The organism is Deltaproteobacteria bacterium, assembly GCA_017302835.1.
GTDB lineage: Bacteria > Bdellovibrionota > Bdellovibrionia > Bdellovibrionales > Bdellovibrionaceae > UBA2316.
Window position 1 is genome coordinate 308,915 of the sequence record JAFLCC010000004.1, and the last position, 17,109, is coordinate 326,023.

Below are 17,109 nucleotides of genomic sequence, written 5' to 3' on the forward strand. Positions count from 1 at the left end.
ATCGATGAACAACCTGATTTTAAATCCTTGTCTTTGTCTCCATTGCGGGTCCTTTACCCAAGAAAATAAGGATTTTTGCTGTTCAGCTTGCGAAATTTTACACCGGATTCAACTTCATGATTGGCACCCTCAAAATGAAAATCAATTTGAGGCTTATCGGGCTCAGTACTCATATATGGACCATCCTGATTTTAAGTCCTATTACGAATCTCCATCCCTGGTTTCTGGAAATGTCCTTGAAACAACCAATGAATTTACTTTTTTTGTCGAAGGCCTGCAGTGTTCTTCCTGTGTCCATTTAATTGAAAAACTTCCTGAGTTTTATGCTGAAGTCGGTTCCGCTGAGATAAATTTTGGGCTCTCTACTCTTGTCATCAAAGGCACCAAACAACTCTCCATAAGTCAGGTCATGGCAATTCTCAACGAGTTTGGATACAAGGGCTGGCCACTTTCTCCTAAAGAAAATATTGTGGATCGTTTTAAAAATGAAAATCGAAAGTTTATAAAAAGAATCGCTGTGGCTGGAGCTTGTACAGGGAATATCATGCTTTTTGTTGTCCCAGTCTATGCCGGTCTTACCGGAACTTATGCCACTGTTTTTAACTGGCTCAGTTTATTGCTTTTTTTGCCGATATTATTTTATTCCGCAACTCCCTTTTATAAGGGGGCTCTTAATTCCATCAAATACAAAGTCATCAACGTAGACTTACCTATCACAATGGCTTTATTGGCTGGTTTTATTTTTTCAACTCTCAATTTAGTCCGCGGGCAGGGAGAAATTTACTTTGATTCTACAGCGAGTTTTATTTTTTTAATTCTTTCAACTCGGTTTTTAGTCAAGAGGGTCCAACAAAAGTCCCTCTCTGAAAGTTCATTAAGTCAATTTCTTCCCATTCAAGAAATCTCTTATAGACCTAACGAAAAAGAGTCTGCTGAAAATAAAATCTCCACGAAACCATCTCATAAAATAAACCCAGGTGACCATCTTCTCATCAAGCCCAACCAAATTGTGCCTGCAGATGGATGTCTTTCTTCGATTTCAGCGGATTTGGATGTTTCCCTATTAAATGGAGAATCTCTGCCTCAGTCCTACACCCAAGGCATGAAAGTTTTTGCTGGGACCAGGGTCTTGAACAAACCTCTGGAAATGATCGTTGAAAAAATTAACTCTGACACAGAGATAGGTCAGATCATGACTCAACTTGAAAGAGAGTCTTTACAAAAAACAAAGTTTATTACCCTATCTGACAAGTTAGCCCAATGGCTAATCGTCATTGTCTTTTCTATTGCCATATTATTTTTCATATTTTACGGAGCTCTTTTCAACTATCAAACGGCCTTGAACCGATCTCTAGCTTTGATTGTGCTGGCCTGTCCCTGCGCGCTTGCCTTTGGAACTCCCTTAGCTTATGCCATGGCTTTAAGAAGAGCGAGAAATCATGGCGTTTTAATTAAAAACGGAAACGTTTTTGAAAAGATTTTAAAAATGAAAATCATTTTCTTTGATAAGACAGGCACTTTAACCTCTGGGAGACTCAACCTGGTTCAGCATTTCCCAAATGAAATTTCAGATGAAATCAAAAGTCTGATTTTGGGACTTGAGGGAAACTCCACCCACCCTATCGCCTTTTCATTCAGAAATGCCTGGAAAGAAGTCACGCCAACTTCTTTGGATTCTCTCGAAGAAAAGTTAGGTTTCGGCGTTTTTGGCCGCCTCAATGAAAACGAATACACCCTTGAAGCCGATCAAAGAAGAAGCGATAGCGGTCTGTTGGGAGTGACTCTGAAAAAAAATAATCAGGCTCTTGGTTACTTTTATTTTTGTGATGAACTTCATCCTGACACTTCTAAAGTTATTCAAGAATTGCATTCAAAAAAATATAAGATGGGCATCTTATCAGGAGATCGAAAATATATTGTTCAAAGCATCGCCAATGAAACAAAAATAGATCCTCTTCTTGTTTTTTCCGAACTTTCTCCCCAGGAAAAAGAAAGTAAAATTAGAGAGTTTGAAAATGTTTGTATGATTGGCGACGGTGCCAATGACGCCCTGGCCATGAAGGCCTCCCTTGTTAGCATTGCCGTGAAAGGATCTGTTTCATTGAGTTTATCCTCTTGTGATGTATACTTTACCCAACCTGGTTTAAAATCTTTACTCTTTCTGATTGATCTTTCAAAAAAATCTCAAGATACTTTGAAACGTAATTTATTCTTTGCTTTGATTTATAATTTTACAGGCGGAGTGTTGGCATTGTTTGGATTTATTAATCCGCTGATGGCGGCCATTTTAATGCCTCTGAGTAGTGCTGTTATTTTGGGATCAACACTTTGGGGAGTCAGGAAATGAATATTCTCATTTTAACTATACCGATGGCTCTTATCTTTGCTGCCGGATTTGTTTTTGCTTTTGTTTGGGCTACCTCGAGGGGGCAATTTGATGATTTAGAAACCCCAGCAATGAGGATGCTAAAAGATGATGAAGAATGATTTTTAGATTTTTTAGATTTATATTTTTTCATAAACTAGTTCAATCTAGTTTAGTTTAGTTTAGTTTGGTTTTATTTAATTTGATTTTAAAAAAACAATAAAGAAGAAGAAAAAGAAAGGGAACCCAGTGGAAAATCAGAAATCACTTAAAATGGAAAAAGTGACCTATGACGACAAAATCGTCAAAGCCTTTATCCTCGCCATGCTCGCTTTTGCGGGGATTGCTTTCCTCGTAGGATTGCTTGCAGCACTCCAGTTAGCTTACTGGCCATTTAACTTTAATTTAGAATGGCTCAGTTTTGGTCGAATTCGACCTTTACATACCAACGCTGCTATTTTTGCCTTTGCTGGCAATGCCGTGTTTGCTGGAATTTATTATTCAACCCAGAGACTTTGTAAAACACGACTTTTTAATGATACCTTGAGCTGGATCCATTTTTGGGGTTGGCAAGCTATCATTCTTTCCGCTGCCATCACCCTCCCCCTAGGTTACTCGCAAGGAAAGGAATATGCCGAGTTAGAATGGCCCATCGATATTTCAATCGCGGTTATTTGGGTTGTTTTTGCCGTTAATTTCTTTGGCACTCTAGCCAAAAGAAAAGAAAAACATATTTATGTCGCTATCTGGTTTTATATGGCAACCATTTTAACTGTGGCCATGCTTCATATCGTTAACTCGATTGAATATCCTGTCAGCTTTATGAAATCTTACCCTGTTTGGGCCGGCATTCAAGATGCGATGGTGCAATGGTGGTATGGACATAATGCCGTGGCTTTTTTCTTAACCACACCTTTTCTCGGATTAATGTATTACTTTATTCCTAAGGCGGTTAATCGTCCCATCTACTCTTACCGTTTATCGATCGTTCACTTTTGGGCTTTGATATTTTTGTATATCTGGGCTGGCCCTCACCATTTACTCAACACGGCCATGCCTGACTGGGCGCAAACCTTGGGAGTGGTTTTTTCAGTGATGCTGTGGGCTCCAAGCTGGGGAGGAATGATCAATGGATTATTAACTCTTCGAGGTGTTTGGCATCTTATTCGAACCGAACCCATTGTTAAATTTTTAGTAACGGCAGTCACCTTTTACGGTATGTCCACCTTCGAAGGTCCTTTGCTTTCAATCAAATCAGTGAATCACTTAGCTCACTATACCGATTGGATTATTGGGCACGTCCATGGCGGCGCCCTTGGCTGGAATGGATTCTTGGCCTTTGGGATGGCCTACTATCTTATTCCCAAATTATGGAGAACCGAGATTTACTCTAAATCACTAGCGAACACCCATTTCTGGGTAGCTACTTTAGGTATCCTCTTGTACTACATCTCGATGTGGGCTTCGGGAATCACCCAGGGACTGATGTGGAGAGCCATTGATCCCCAAGGCAATTTAGTTTACCCAGATTTTGTAGAAACAGTTATTCGAATTGTCCCACTCTATTGGGTACGCGCTCTGGGCGGATTGTTATTTTTAGTTGGTTTCTTCATTATGATTTACAATGTGATCAAGACGATTCAAAAGGCTCCGGCTGGCCATCAAGATACCGAGGTTCAAGTTCCGGTGGCCCAACTAAATCCTGATGAAAAAGAAGAAAAAGGTCACCGCAAGCTTGAAGGCTTAGTCACCGTTTTCGCTGCGCTCTCTTTGATTGCCGTTTTAGTTGGATCTGTTATTGAAATCTATCCCACTTTGAATCTAGCTAAATACATTAAGACAGAAAAAACCATCGAGCCTTACACTCCACTTGAATTAGCAGGCCGAGATATTTACATTGCTGAAGGTTGCTACGTCTGTCACTCGCAGATGATCCGTCAATTACCAGGAGATGTACTTCGCTATGGAAAAGCTTCAACCCTAGAGGAATCCATGTATGATCATCCTTTTCAATGGGGATCGAAACGAACCGGACCAGATCTAGCCAGAGAAGGGAAGAAGTTTCCTGATTTATGGCACTACCGACACATGATTGACCCACGTGCCGTCACTCCAAAATCGATTATGCCTAGCTACCCTTGGTTAGCTGATAACTCGACTGATTTCGTTATACTACGAAAAAAAGTGGCGGTAATGAAGGCTCTGGGAGTTCCCTATGACGATAACACCTTAGCCAATGCTGATCTCATGGCAGAAAAACAAGCTAAGGAAATCGTTGCTGGTTTAAAATCCCAGGGAATAGTGCAAGAGGGACTTGAAAGAAAAGAAATCATTGCTTTGATTGCCTACCTGCAATGTTTAGGACAAAAAACCATCCAAAAAGGAGAGTCAAATGATAAGTCAGTGGCTAACTCACTTTAATGATGTGCAATTAGCCTTGGTTGGGTTTGCTTTATTTTTTTCGGTGTTCGTGATGGTCCTACTTTGGACCTATCGAAAAAATTCTAAAAATTATTATCAAAATATATCAGAATTACCTTTTAACGACGGAGATAAAATATGAGTCAAGTTGAAGAAAAAGATCTTCTCATCAAAGGACACGAATATGATGGGATTAAAGAATTCGATAATCCTCTTCCAGGCTGGTGGCTTTTTACTTTTTATGCCACCATCATTTTTGCCTTTCTCTATGTCCTTCATTATGAATTTGGCGGAGGTCCCACGCTTGCCAAAGAACTTGAAGTGGCCATGCAAGAAATTCAAGCTGCCAAACCAGCCAAGGTCGCAGAAACTCAGGAATCTGAAGAAAGTCTTCTCCAGAAGGCTCAAGACCCAAAGGTCCTTGCCTTAGGAGCGGAAATATACACTGGAAAATGTGCTTCTTGTCATGGAAATGAACTTCAAGGTCTTGTTGGTCCCAATTTAACTGACAAGTTCTGGATCCACGGTAAGGGTAAAATCAGTGATATGCTTGTCACCATTAAGACAGGAGTTGCTGACAAAGGAATGCCTCCCTGGGAAGGTATTTTGAAAACCGATGAACTTATCGCCGTCGCTAGCTTTATTCATTCTAAAAAAGGATCAAATCCTCCAAATCAAATGCCTCCACAAGGAGATCCGGTTGAGTGAGGAAACCAATTTAGGTCTAGACCCAGAACGACTGACCATGCTCGATGAGCATGGTCATAAAAAAAATATTATTCCCGCTGAGGTCACAGGGTTTTGGAGAAATAAAAGAGATTATTTTTATGCCGCCTTGATCCTGTTTTTTCTGGTCCTTCCTTGGACAAAAATCAATGGGGTACAAACGATCCTCTTAGACCTACCAAATAGAAAGTTTGCCCTTTTTGGCCTGACCTTTTGGGCCCATGATGCCCCAATGATTTTTTTTATTCTTGCTTTTTTTACGATTGGGCTGGGCTTTGTCACCTCCATTTGGGGTCGTGTTTGGTGTGGCTGGGCTTGTCCACAAACGGTGTTTATCGATTTTATCTATCGACGTATTGAAAAAATAATAGAAGGTCCCTACTTGAAACGAAGGGCCCTTGAAAAACAGGAATTAAATTTTGAGAAATTTGTTAAAAAAATTTCCAAATGGTTTTTATTTTTTGTCGTTTCCTCTTTGATTGCCCATTCCTTTACCGCTTATTTTGTTGGTTCTCTCGAGTTAACCAAATGGATCTACTCTGGAGATTTGAATGCCCATTGGACAACTTTTTTGATTATTTCCTTTATCACCTTGGTTTTGCTTTTTGATTTTGGATGGTTCAGAGAACAATTTTGCATCATCATGTGTCCCTATGGTCGATTTCAAAGCGTGTTAATGGACCAAGGCTCTCTTGCTGTCCTCTATGACGAAAAACGGGGTGAACCGAGAAAAGGCTTGCCTTCAGCTTCGGGTGAAAAAAAAGGAGATTGTGTCTCGTGCCAACGCTGTGTTCAAGTCTGCCCTACGGGGATTGATATCCGCAAAGGTTTACAGATGGAATGCATTGCTTGCACCGCCTGCATCGATGCCTGTGACGATATCATGGTCAAGGTCAACAAACCTAAGGGGCTTATCAAATACAACACGATTTCAGGAAAACAAAATAGATTAACATCGTTACGTTCCCTCCTTTATTTATCGATTTTGGTTATCAGCAGCGTGGTTTTTTTCACTCTTCTGTTTAACCGATCTGATGTTCATGTCGAATTATTAAGAGCCAAAGACATGCCCTATCAGATAAGAAAAAATAATGATGGTACGGATGTCGTCATGAATCACTTTAAGTTACATATAAAAAACCAAAGTTTTGAGAATAAAAAATTTAATGTTTCCTTTCCTGAAGAGTTTAAACACTTAAATATTGAATTAAAGATGCCTCAAAATCCTATTGATGTGAGCGCCGGAACCGACAAAACAATTCATTTTTTTATGATTTTTAAAAAAGAAATTCTTACAAATAAAGGCGAAATGAAGTTAAAGCTACACTTTGTCGAAGATTCAACTGTTCCCACTTCGACTTTGTCTTCGGAGGGTCCCCCTCAGATCCATCTCCAATCACTTCACCCACAATCTAAAGAATTTAGTCTTATCGGCCCGCTCGCTGGATCAGACTGATGGAGGCAGAGAAACTCCATCAGCTATCTTTTTCAGCCCTGACGCTGATGATTTTAACAACCAGCTTTTTAGGAAGCTGGCACTGCGTGGGAATGTGCTCACCCATTGCCAGCATCGCAGCCAATAAGAAACAATTAACAGGCTATCATTTAGGAAGAATCACTTCCTACGTCACTCTCGGAGCCTTATCTGGCTGGATGGGAAGCTTCTTCCTTGGTTCCCAATTTAAATGGATACAAAATTTGAGTATTATTTTTTTATCCATCACTCTGATCGCTATGGGATTTCTTTCTTTACGGAACCAAGATGTCCTTTCAAAAATAAAATTTCATAAAACCATGACATTTATTTTTCAGTTACAAAAACAATTAAACTTAACTTCTGGCTATTGGCTTGGGTTTTTTACCGGCTTTTTCCCCTGCGGCTGGCTCTATACTTTTCTCCTGGCTGCCGTCGCCAGCAAAAGCCCCTACGCTGGGGCTTTGATTCTATTCCTTTTCACTCTGGGTAGCATCCCTGCTTTAAGCGCCGTCTCCTTATTGGTCCAAAGAAACATCCTGCTTTCAAATGAAAAAAAAAGAAAACTCGCTGGCATTATTTTACTCCTTGCCGGGTTATACTCCCTGATCTCCCACTTTGTATTTGGCTTTCATTACGCCGATGAGTTATTTAAAATTTAAAGGTACTTTCAATTTAAGAGCCTGCAACAAAATGAGTTATACAATTTGGTTTAAAGATTTTTGGAAAAAGACGTGTACTTTTTAAAATTTCTCAAAAATTCTAACCATGGAATACATTGTACGTTACCAATACTTAATTTTTTTGGATGACGGCTTAACATAAATATTTTTTTCACATTGGGAAAATCTTCAGTTATCTTCCCTATTTTATTTATTTCATTATCGTTTATACTATCAGATGATTTAATTTCAATTAAAATATTTTGTCTGTTTTTAGTAAGTATAAGGTCTATCTCCACATCGTATTTTGTCTTAAAAAAAGATAGCTTATAACTTTGCTCATAATAACTATTTAATTTTCTAATTTCTAAAATCAACATTGTTTCAAATAACTCTCCAAATACAGATGTTCCTAACACTGGAATTTGCTCTAAGGAACCTTCAAGGCATTTCTTTACACCTGTATCAAAAAAATAAAATTTAGGGTTCTGTTTTTGACTTTTTCTTACGGACTCATGAAATGAAGGCAAATAAAAACCTATCAATGTATCTTCGAGTACATGAAAATAGGACTGAACCGTTTTTATATCCACGCCAATTTCCTGGCTTATTTTTTTATGGTTAATAATCTTTCCAGAACATTGGGCAGCAACTTCTAAAAAAGATCTAAACGGATCTAGTTTTCTTATAATTTGCTCCAACCTAATTTCTTCATTCAAATAAGTTAAGACGTAACTTTGTAAATATTTTCTTTTATCAAAATCATTATATAATGAATATATTTTAGGCAAACCACCCCAATGTAAAAATTTAATCAAATTAAACTCATCAGCCAACTCGAGTGGAGAAAGCGGATACATTTCATGCACAAAGGCACGTCCTGCAAGTAAATTAGAACTACCCCGCTTTAGTTTTCTTGCACTCGACCCTGTTAAAATAAATTTAACATTTTTACTTTCTATCATCAGATGAACCATATCCAATAGCCTTGGGACTTTTTGAATTTCATCAATAACTATCCAGTCTGGTTTCTTTTTAAGTGAAATATACTCTTGTTCAATTCTTTTTGGAGTTTTAGCATAATAATCCTCAATCTCTGGATCCAATAAGTTTAACACCCAAGGATTCTTCATTTTAAACTGCTTTTTTAAATAAGTCGATTTTCCTGTACCCCTGGCTCCAAAAATAAAGAAACTATTTTTATTTGATGGTGATAGTAATCTTTTATACATTTCTTTACCTTTCAAACTAGTGGATGTAACTCCATTATTTTCTGCTATTTATGGAGTTATGTCCACTATTAATGCCTATGAAAGGTAAAAAATTACAACTCTGTCTCCATTTATAGAGAATGGGCAACATTGGTCGTTGATTCTTTTGAAATTTAGTGACTTTCAAAGTACATTGCCTGAATCTCTAAGGATAATTCCTCTAGATGAAGAGAGGCAGTCAAAGGACTCAGGATTTGTTACGGATTGGAAATTATAGTTCCAATTTTGATCTGATCTTTTGTGTGGTTAAGCGCCAAGGTTAAACCCAATTTTTCTAGTTTTTGTGAGATGTTACTTGATATTATATTTTTCTTCATTATTCAGATAAATATATAAAGAATTTATCTGAAAAACGAGACCTTTTAAAATAGTTAAAAAACGTTATATATTCAAAAGTTACCGAAATTCAGTATTTGCAGGTGGCCCTACAGACGATCGTCAAGACAAGTCCAAAATCAGACCTTTCAGCCAGTTTCTTGTACCTAGTAAAAAGGTATAATCATGGAAATGAGGTTTTTCTGTTTTTTTCTATTTTTTTTTCCAATAAGTAACTTAGCTTCAGAAGTCTGTCCTAATACCGACTTAACCAAGGAAGTTCCGATATCGAAACGCAAAAATTTTTTTCAATCAAATATGCAGTGGTGCTGTTCATTTGCAGCTGTAGATGCTCTTTCTTTGAAATCTGGCGAGAACATCTCTGGGATAGACATAGCAACTAAATTAGCAAGCAAAACGAAACAACTTGAATACTGTAACTTCAACGAAGTCATTGAAGCAGTGAACACAAGCGAAGGTCTATGCACTGAAGAAAATTATAATATGGCTCCAATTTTTCCTGACAATTTTTTTTTAGGTAAGCTTTCTGAACAAGAGATTAAAAACTATTTTACCGGAAATCAGTTTAAGTATGAGACCACTAAATTAGAGTCTATTTTTGAATTTGCAAAAGCGAATCCAGACTTTATAAAAGAAAATTGCAATTCTGATATTCCTGTAAGTAGTCCAATGTTCCGAAATATTAAAAACATGAGGGACATTGCGCAAGTCCTCAAGTTTACCATTGATAAATCTTTTTTTGATTTTCTATCTGCCCTCTCGACATACGGCTGCACTAGAAAAGTTAAAATTTCCATTCAACACGAATCACTTCCATTTCCAGTAAATGATGATTCTTTGCGAGAAAATAGTATGAATCGAATTATCCATAGTCTCACTTTAAATCAGTCTCCTGTCATTGGTATTGGCACAGGCGAACTATTCAAAATACCTTATGATAACCGAAATTGGATACAGCGATTAAGTGCGCGCCTAAATGGGGACCATGTAGTTAATATAGTAGGTTCTAGATCTGAAGGCGGAAAGTGCTTCATAAAAGTTAGGGACTCAGCTAATGGAGGACTTGGTTGCGAACTTATGAAGAAGAACCCAAATATCGTCTGCTCTCCAGAAGAGTTTCATGATCAAATGACTTACGAAGTTGAGGCTACCACATTGTCTCGAGTTACACGCGACGGATTTATACTAAAATGAGAGACTTTGCCCGGGGCTGCCCGAAGTATAGTAAAAATTAACTCATTTATAAACTATTTTTAGATTTTGATTTAATGATTAGGTTGGGAACTGGCTGGCATCATTCCACCTGTCATCTTGACAACACCTTTTCGGGATAAGACCCTCGACAAACTAGCAAAAACTACATTCTTAATCCCTGTAAGTACCGTTGGTTTTTGTCGTTCGTCCAGAGCCTTAAGTGCCACATCAACGACATGTTCAGGGCTTTGCGATAAGCCTTTGGGTAAATCTTCTTTTTTTCCACCTGCGGCAACTTGAAAATTTGTATCGGTTATTCCAGGACACAGTCCCATAACGTAAACTCCACGTTTCTGTTGCTCATACCAAAGCGAATCTGACAACGAGGACACAAATGCTTTCGTTGCACAGTAGAGGGCCATCGATGGCGTTGGCATAAAAGCCAGAGCTGATGAAACATTTATTAAAGAATCACCACTCGTTGCATTTTTTAGAAAAGCGTAGGAAAGGCGAACCACTGCCTCACAATTTAAGTGAAACATTTGCATTTGCTTCTCAAAAGAGATCTCGGTGAATCCACCCACGGTTCCAACACCAGCATTGTTAATCAATAAATTAAATTTTCCATCTTCAATGATTTTTTGAATTTTACTTTGCCCTTCAAGACTAGATAAATCAGCGACTTGATAACTGTGAGAGGCTCCTAATTGCGAAGTCAGTTCTTTCAGCTTTGTTTCATTTCTTGCAACGACAGTGACAAGAAATCCCTCTCGTGCTAATCGCACCGCAAATGCTTTTCCAATTCCTTCACTACCACCTGTCACCAATGCTGTTTTTACCATCTGAAAGCTCCTTAAATGATACAAAAATAATTTTCAATTTAGAGAGTAAGCTCTGCCATTAGTCTTGTCCATGTTTTACTTAGGGTTTCAAATTCTTGTCCTTGATTCAAAATTCTAGATGTAATCTCTTTAATCAATCACCATGTTAATAAAGGATGATACCTATGCCGTCCTCGAAAACAGATTTCACGCTACTGCAAAAACTTCGCAAGGGCGTCTGTATCGACTGAACAGTGTTGACCATTCGCAACTGGCTTCCAAAGAACCTGGAAACCTTTCATTTTGGACAATTTGATGAAGGTATTCGCACCAAAATAGAAACCATATTGATCTTTGTCTCCGCAGGACAGAAAAAATTTAGGCCCATTTTTTCCTGGCGAAATTCTTCGAATTAAAGTCAGTGGAGATACTTCAGTCTCTAATGTCGATGATAAAAAATACTGATCACGTATTTTAAACAAATACCGCGCATAGGGAAGCCAAGCACCCGTTTTTTTGATATAGCTATCGATATCACTGCCCTCATTTCCGAGGGCTGGACAGAGAAGAGCAATTTTGGAAAAGAAAGGTGCATTTTGTAATCCAAGTGTGCCTGCATTGAATCCACCCATCGAATGCCCAATGAGAATACGTTCATCGATACGACCATTCATCAATTGCTTTTCGATGTATGGGAAGATTTCATTCACAAAGACCTCATAAAGGCCACTTTGAGGAAGCAACGATCGTTTGCTCAGCAGCCACATCGGCCCAAAGGATACGCTGACAATACTAGGTGCCTGGATCCCCGAGTTTCTCCATGATTGACGAACTTGCTCACCCAGCCCCGTGGATTCGAACCAAGTCTTTTCACTTTCTCCGCCTCCATGAAATTGCAAAATTAACTTACGGACACTTTTTCCCACGCCAACAGAAAAGCAATACTTCCATAAAACTGAGGACTTTACTTCTTTACAAATAGGGTTTGAATCCGAGGCTGATAGAAAAAAACGGTTTCCCGCGTGGGTGCAAATTACAAATCCTAAAATGAATAAAATTACAATACCACTTTTTCCCATTAAATCCCTCCGTGCGAGATAATCAAATTAACCAAAGAAGATAATACTCAAAGCACGATATTAGAAGTTAGGTAAAATGCAAACTGATTTGGAACGTTACTCATTAAGAAATTTCCATTGAAAATTCATTTAAATATTTTTTCATTACTTCAACTCTTCTTATTCCCTCGGTTTGACCAGATTTAGTTTTTAAAGTTGAGGCGGTTTTGAAAAGCTTCTTATAAAAATGATCGATTGTGAAAATAGAGTCATCAGGTTCTCTTTCTTCACAAAATGGATCAAGAGTTGAATAAAAAGGTCGTTTCAGAAGTCCTGCTGTTGCAAAACAACGAGCAATTCCTATGGCTCCAAGCCCATCCAAACGATCGGCATCTTGTATAATTTGGGCTTCCAAAGATTTAACTTCGATATTTGCACTAAAACTATGACCTTCAATTGCATGGGCAATTTCAGAATGGTATAGGTGCGGATAATTAATGGATTTCAAAAACTCAATGGCACCTTCTGCTGACAAACGTGAAGCTTTACTTCGAAGAGGACTATCTTTTGGCACAATAACAAAATCATGAAGCCACGCTGCCGGAATAATTATTTCAAGTCTTCCGTTTTCTAGTTCACATAGTTTTTTAGACAATGAAACTACTCTTTTAAAATGCAACAAATCATGAGCTGGATCATCAGACGTTGCCACTCCTGAAATTTTCGCTTCAAAAATATTTTCCCATTCAATAAAATTACTTTTTTCCATTTTGTGACCCACTATCCTTCATCAAATCCCGTATCATATCACTCCACACTGGGTCAATCATCTCGTCAGTTTTTGTGGTTAATCGACCTTACATTAATAGAAAGATTTTATTTGGGAACTTTCTAAAATTAGTACCAGCAAATCAAACTCTATCTACAGCAGATCACTCATCTTATAGAGGTGGAATCTACTCTTTTGGGAGCCGCAGTGGGCATCTTTTCTAACCCTTTCTTCCTATATAGATGTTCGCACTGAATCTGTCCACATCATATAGGGGGTTAAAAAGGCTGTAATTTTTATACTTTCCTTGCAGAGGCTTTTAAAACTCTACCAGATATGTTGTCTCATTTTTATTAAAACAGCTCTTTCAGGTTGAGGTATCAAGAATTTGATACCAATACTTTCGCAAGAGTTAAACCAACTTTTTGGAATAATATAAGGAGTAATAAAATATGAAATATTTTTTGTTAACATTGATTTTTTTTGTGAGTCTTAATACAATGGCAAGTGAACTGACTTGTTATACTAATGATGCCAATGGAGTTATCAAGCTGGTTGTTACAAATCCGTCAGATTATTATAATGGAAAAGCTCAAGTTTCTGGGTCTGATCTTCTTAATCATTTAGGCAATATGATTTCAAGCCTTAAATTGGATTGTGATGGTTCATCTTGCACAATGAAGGGACGATTTAATTTAAATAAAAAAACTTTCTTCATTGGTGGCAGATTTGAACCAGGATTTGATGCGTATCCTGAAGGAAATGGGCTTAAGCTTTTTAAAACCTATGATGGAAGAAAGACCGGAGAAAACTGGTTTTTTAACAACTGTTACTAAAAGCCGATTTTGCAAGAGGTTGAAATTGCAAACAGGTTTCACAAGTCGAACGTCGAAGGTCTATTGGTAGTTGGTTTTGGAGCCGGAGTATTTCTTTGACCCTGTTTCATTACGGCTCTCATTCTTGCGAGCTCTTCAGCGGTGTATGTGAGAACTTCCACTGATTGATCGTACTCATTAAAATGTAGAATTTCATATTGATATGAATTCCCTTTGCGCGTTACTCCATTAATTGTAGCTGTTCGTCGAAGAATACGCCCAGTACCATTATCTAACGTTAATTCAATTGTAGAACCTTCAGGAAAATGGGGCATTTTTCCTGATGTTCGAGTTCCACCTTGTATGCCTCTTTCGTACTGCCTGTATGGTGAATCACTAGCTCGTGCGGTATTAGTAGGCGCACGTGGAGTTTCCTTCGGAGCTTGAGAAGCAATCCCTCCCACAGGTAGAACTGGTTTTGCGAGATCATCGTCGGTCATACCGTAAGGAATATAATTATTGTAATCGATGGTCAGGCTGTCTTGGTTCTGACCTCCGGGGTGGACCGGTGGCTCCGTCGGTTCAATCCGGGATGTATTATTAGCAGAAGAAGAGCGCGCCGCTTGCTCGGCCGCTCGCTTTTCATATATTGCTTTCTGGGTGAACTTTTCAGCCAAGACAGAGTTTTTGATTTCGCTGTTTTCGCCTGCCTTGCTTGCTAGGAACTCAAGGAATTTATCAGGGTTCTTGGATTCGGTATCGGCCAATTTTTCAGCAATGGCTTTTGTCACCGGAAAATTCCCTTCTACTGTTTTTCCTGTAACTGGATCTTTGTAGAAAACCTTGTAAGTAGGCATATAATTTTCACCCAAATATCGTTCTTTAATGTAGGCAACAACCTTAAAGGGTTTTTCATTCGAATTGGGAATCTCAATGTCTACAAGCTCGCCTTTTTGCTTTCTTCCTTCAGGACCCAGCCGGCGGAAAATTAGTTTATTCCAATCAACTAGTTTCCAAGCCTTTTTTGCATCAATTTCTGCGATATCAGACTCTGCAAAGCCAATATCCTTAAGCCTTTTCACATCTTGCTGTAATACCAAACCAGTTCGTTCGCCCCGCATGCGAGCATTAAGGGCATGCTGCTCTGATGGTGTCAAATTTTTTGGTGGCTGTTGGTTCACTACTGTTTGTTTCGCTGTATTTAATCTTTCCTTGACCTCTTGACGGCGCTGTTCTCTTGAGGGGTCCATCCTTTTGCCGGGCAAGTTCTCAGCAGTTTTTGCGACGGCCGTTTCTGCATTATTATCCTTTACAGCGGATGGAATGGGTTGGGCCACACTTCTTGCGGTTTCGGAAGTTTCGTCCATTTTGCTAACAGAAGCCTGTGCTGAATCGACTTGGGTGCTACGAGTGGGAGGCAAATTCTTAGCTGTCTTTGGGCCTGCAGAGGCAGAAAGTGCGGCATGGGTCAGACCAGTGGCACCTGCGGCCAATAGAGCAGATTGTAGGATGCAGTCGTTGAGCTCGATTCGATTTTTCTCTGCCTTTTGGATATCCTCAGACCAAAAGGGACAAATATTTTGAGGCTCAAATTTAATTCCCTTTTGAAGGCAGTTTGTGGTGAAGGCAGTCAAAAAAGCCGTGTATTCAACAGCTATAGGGGCTGCCTTAATCGCACGAACCAATTGATCAGAAGCATTTTTGAGTTTAGAGTTTTTTGCTAGGAAGTTTTTGACGGTAGATGCTGACCGCGCTGAAGCCAGCCTCAATAAACGCACTTTATTTGCATACTTTGCTGCGGCAACATACGCGCCACCGAAAGCAAAAGTTGCCAAATCGAAAGCAGCACTGACTCTGTCGGGTCCTTTGGTAAATCTAGCCTCGACCTGACAAAGCAACTTGAACATGGGTTTTTCTGCTTCTCCAAAATCTTTGTCAAAATATCCATTTGAAATCGCAAGTTGAAGCAATTCAGTTTTTGCCTTATCCGTGAGATCGTCCTTGAAAACCCGTTCTGTTTGATAGCCCTCAGACCGGGAAACATTTTTGGATCGTTCCTCTGATTGGTTCAGAAGAGAACTTTTTGTTTCTTTTAACCCATGACTAACCCAAGGCAAAGTATAAGAGAAACGGTCTTTAATTTCTTTCTGGGTTGGAGGGGGCTCTTTCTTTGCCAGTTCAAGGATGAGTTCTTTCATAATTTTGCTGTTCCCGTTCCACAAGCTCAAAATCATCTTTTCGGCATTGGCTGTGTGCTCAATCCATTTGTCATAAAGAGATTTTTCATCAATTTTTGCTGGTTTAAGACCTTCTTGGCACTTTATTGCTTCTTCACCCTTTTGGCTCCTACAGAGAGCTGAAATAGAGTTATTCTTGCCCATAATTTGTTGATATTCACGATAATACTTATCTGCCTCTTTCAAGTTTTCGGTTATCAAGGGCAATGTTTTATGAATCTCTCCAGCAATAGCTTCTTGTAGTTTTTGATTACCAGAAACCACATTTGCATTTTCAATCGCGCAGCTTGCTTCTTCAAAATTCGCTTTAGCGAGGTCCTGAAACAGCGCCGCCTCAGCTATAGCATTTGAGCTTTGCTTCATTTCACCAACTGTATACTTACGGTGCGCACAAGTCGGGTCATTAAAGCTCTTTTGAAGGACCTCTAGATCGCTGTCCTCAACATCTTTACAACTATCAAAAGAAGTAGCATTATAAAAGGTCGCCGAAAAATTGGACATCAAGCCAGCCATTGCGTCCAAGCTACTTAGTAGGATCAAAGCCAGCATTGAAGTGAAAATCAGGGTTTTTTGCATAACTCTAATAATTGTCGCATAAATTAGAGTGCGGTCAATATCAACAATTTTTTCGCCTGTGAGATTGTTGTTCAGGACTAAAAACTGTCTATTTCTGATAGTATCTTAGTAGGGGATCATATCAAGTTGAGATCTTTGATAATTCTAGCACCAGGTCCTGTCAGTATAAGTTTGAACAAACATCAAATGCATTGGCGATTCCAAATGATTCGAAGTCTTGAATTCAATTCAGAATGATTCAAATAGAAAGATTTTATTTGGGAACTTTCTAAAATTAGTGGGAAATATGTGGAAAACTAGGTTTAGATAATTTCAACTTTTACTTAAAGTAAGACTTTAAGTTTTAACAGGTCCAGATTTCAATTTAATTCCAAAGTATAAACA

Annotated in this window: 14 protein-coding genes; 9 read left to right on the forward strand and 5 right to left on the reverse strand. The window is 38.7% G+C overall.

The window, feature by feature from the left end; translation table 11 throughout:
- The first annotated feature begins 4 nt into the window (after positions 1-4).
- From J0M15_06575 to J0M15_06605, 7 genes are all read left to right on the forward strand, one after another.
- On the forward strand, positions 5-2,347 hold the full coding sequence (locus J0M15_06575; protein ID MBN8536699.1) for a heavy metal translocating P-type ATPase: 2,343 nt from the start codon (positions 5-7) through the stop codon (positions 2,345-2,347).
- The gene (gene ccoS / locus J0M15_06580) at positions 2,344-2,487 is read left to right on the forward strand and encodes a cbb3-type cytochrome oxidase assembly protein CcoS (protein ID MBN8536700.1); all 144 of its coding nucleotides are present in this window, start codon (positions 2,344-2,346) and stop codon (positions 2,485-2,487) included. Before J0M15_06575 ends, ccoS begins: the two co-directional genes overlap by 4 nt.
- Positions 2,488-2,638: 151 nt before the next feature.
- Positions 2,639-4,786, forward strand: a complete 2,148-nt coding sequence (gene ccoN / locus J0M15_06585) for a cytochrome-c oxidase, cbb3-type subunit I (protein ID MBN8536701.1) — start codon at positions 2,639-2,641, stop codon at positions 4,784-4,786.
- Positions 4,758-4,928 (forward strand): CcoQ/FixQ family Cbb3-type cytochrome c oxidase assembly chaperone, encoded by a 171-nt coding sequence (locus J0M15_06590; GenBank protein MBN8536702.1) that lies wholly within the window; start codon positions 4,758-4,760, stop codon positions 4,926-4,928. Before ccoN ends, J0M15_06590 begins: the two co-directional genes overlap by 29 nt.
- Positions 4,925-5,494 (forward strand): c-type cytochrome, encoded by a 570-nt coding sequence (locus J0M15_06595; GenBank protein ID MBN8536703.1) that lies wholly within the window; start codon positions 4,925-4,927, stop codon positions 5,492-5,494. Before J0M15_06590 ends, J0M15_06595 begins: the two co-directional genes overlap by 4 nt.
- The gene (gene ccoG / locus J0M15_06600; protein ID MBN8536704.1) at positions 5,487-6,968 is read left to right on the forward strand and encodes a cytochrome c oxidase accessory protein CcoG; all 1,482 of its coding nucleotides are present in this window, start codon (positions 5,487-5,489) and stop codon (positions 6,966-6,968) included. Before J0M15_06595 ends, ccoG begins: the two co-directional genes overlap by 8 nt.
- Complete coding sequence (locus J0M15_06605) at positions 6,968-7,648, forward strand: sulfite exporter TauE/SafE family protein (protein MBN8536705.1); 681 nt, start codon at positions 6,968-6,970, stop codon at positions 7,646-7,648. Before ccoG ends, J0M15_06605 begins: the two co-directional genes overlap by 1 nt.
- Positions 7,649-7,698: 50 nt before the next feature.
- On the opposite strand, the gene J0M15_06610 is transcribed toward J0M15_06605, so the two are convergent.
- On the reverse strand, positions 7,699-8,880 hold the full coding sequence (locus tag J0M15_06610) for an ATP-binding protein (protein MBN8536706.1): 1,182 nt from the start codon (positions 8,878-8,880) through the stop codon (positions 7,699-7,701).
- Between the two features lie 540 nt (positions 8,881-9,420).
- Between J0M15_06610 and J0M15_06615 the strand changes: the two genes are divergently transcribed.
- Positions 9,421-10,449, forward strand: a complete 1,029-nt coding sequence (locus J0M15_06615; GenBank protein ID MBN8536707.1) for a hypothetical protein — start codon at positions 9,421-9,423, stop codon at positions 10,447-10,449.
- A 71-nt stretch (positions 10,450-10,520) separates the two neighbouring features.
- On the opposite strand, the gene J0M15_06620 is transcribed toward J0M15_06615, so the two are convergent.
- The 3 genes from J0M15_06620 to J0M15_06630 form a co-directional block, all read right to left on the reverse strand.
- The gene (locus J0M15_06620; protein ID MBN8536708.1) at positions 10,521-11,291 is read right to left on the reverse strand and encodes an SDR family NAD(P)-dependent oxidoreductase; all 771 of its coding nucleotides are present in this window, start codon (positions 11,289-11,291) and stop codon (positions 10,521-10,523) included.
- Between the two features lie 191 nt (positions 11,292-11,482).
- The gene (locus tag J0M15_06625; GenBank protein MBN8536709.1) at positions 11,483-12,349 is read right to left on the reverse strand and encodes a hypothetical protein; all 867 of its coding nucleotides are present in this window, start codon (positions 12,347-12,349) and stop codon (positions 11,483-11,485) included.
- 103 nt (positions 12,350-12,452) lie between these two features.
- A complete protein-coding gene (locus J0M15_06630; protein ID MBN8536710.1) occupies positions 12,453-13,097 on the reverse strand; it encodes an HD domain-containing protein in 645 nt (214 codons plus the stop codon).
- A gap of 452 nt (positions 13,098-13,549) precedes the next feature.
- Between J0M15_06630 and J0M15_06635 the strand changes: the two genes are divergently transcribed.
- Positions 13,550-13,933: a hypothetical protein gene (locus J0M15_06635; GenBank protein ID MBN8536711.1), complete on the forward strand. Its 384-nt coding sequence runs from the start codon at positions 13,550-13,552 to the stop codon at positions 13,931-13,933.
- Positions 13,934-13,971: 38 nt separating this feature from the next.
- Here the strand turns inward: J0M15_06635 and J0M15_06640 are convergent, their stop codons facing one another.
- Positions 13,972-16,725 (reverse strand): hypothetical protein, encoded by a 2,754-nt coding sequence (locus tag J0M15_06640; GenBank protein ID MBN8536712.1) that lies wholly within the window; start codon positions 16,723-16,725, stop codon positions 13,972-13,974.
- Positions 16,726-17,109: the final 384 nt, after the last annotated feature.

What these genes read in the sequence shown, in the direction of transcription:
- J0M15_06620 (MBN8536708.1), bottom strand. Translation starts at nt 11,291, where the DNA reads ATGGTAAAAACAGCATTGGTGACAGGTGGTAGTGAAGGAATTGGAAAA.
- J0M15_06615 (MBN8536707.1), top strand. Translation starts at nt 9,421, where the DNA reads ATGGAAATGAGGTTTTTCTGTTTTTTTCTATTTTTTTTTCCAATAAGT.
- ccoS (MBN8536700.1), top strand. Translation starts at nt 2,344, where the DNA reads ATGAATATTCTCATTTTAACTATACCGATGGCTCTTATCTTTGCTGCC.
- J0M15_06630 (MBN8536710.1), bottom strand. Translation starts at nt 13,097, where the DNA reads ATGGAAAAAAGTAATTTTATTGAATGGGAAAATATTTTTGAAGCGAAA.
- J0M15_06575 (MBN8536699.1), top strand. Translation starts at nt 5, where the DNA reads ATGAACAACCTGATTTTAAATCCTTGTCTTTGTCTCCATTGCGGGTCC.
- J0M15_06610 (MBN8536706.1), bottom strand. Translation starts at nt 8,880, where the DNA reads ATGTATAAAAGATTACTATCACCATCAAATAAAAATAGTTTCTTTATT.
- J0M15_06625 (MBN8536709.1), bottom strand. Translation starts at nt 12,349, where the DNA reads ATGGGAAAAAGTGGTATTGTAATTTTATTCATTTTAGGATTTGTAATT.
- J0M15_06635 (MBN8536711.1), top strand. Translation starts at nt 13,550, where the DNA reads ATGAAATATTTTTTGTTAACATTGATTTTTTTTGTGAGTCTTAATACA.
- J0M15_06595 (MBN8536703.1), top strand. Translation starts at nt 4,925, where the DNA reads ATGAGTCAAGTTGAAGAAAAAGATCTTCTCATCAAAGGACACGAATAT.
- J0M15_06590 (MBN8536702.1), top strand. Translation starts at nt 4,758, where the DNA reads ATGATAAGTCAGTGGCTAACTCACTTTAATGATGTGCAATTAGCCTTG.
- J0M15_06605 (MBN8536705.1), top strand. Translation starts at nt 6,968, where the DNA reads ATGGAGGCAGAGAAACTCCATCAGCTATCTTTTTCAGCCCTGACGCTG.
- ccoN (MBN8536701.1), top strand. Translation starts at nt 2,639, where the DNA reads ATGGAAAAAGTGACCTATGACGACAAAATCGTCAAAGCCTTTATCCTC.
- J0M15_06640 (MBN8536712.1), bottom strand. Translation starts at nt 16,725, where the DNA reads ATGCAAAAAACCCTGATTTTCACTTCAATGCTGGCTTTGATCCTACTA.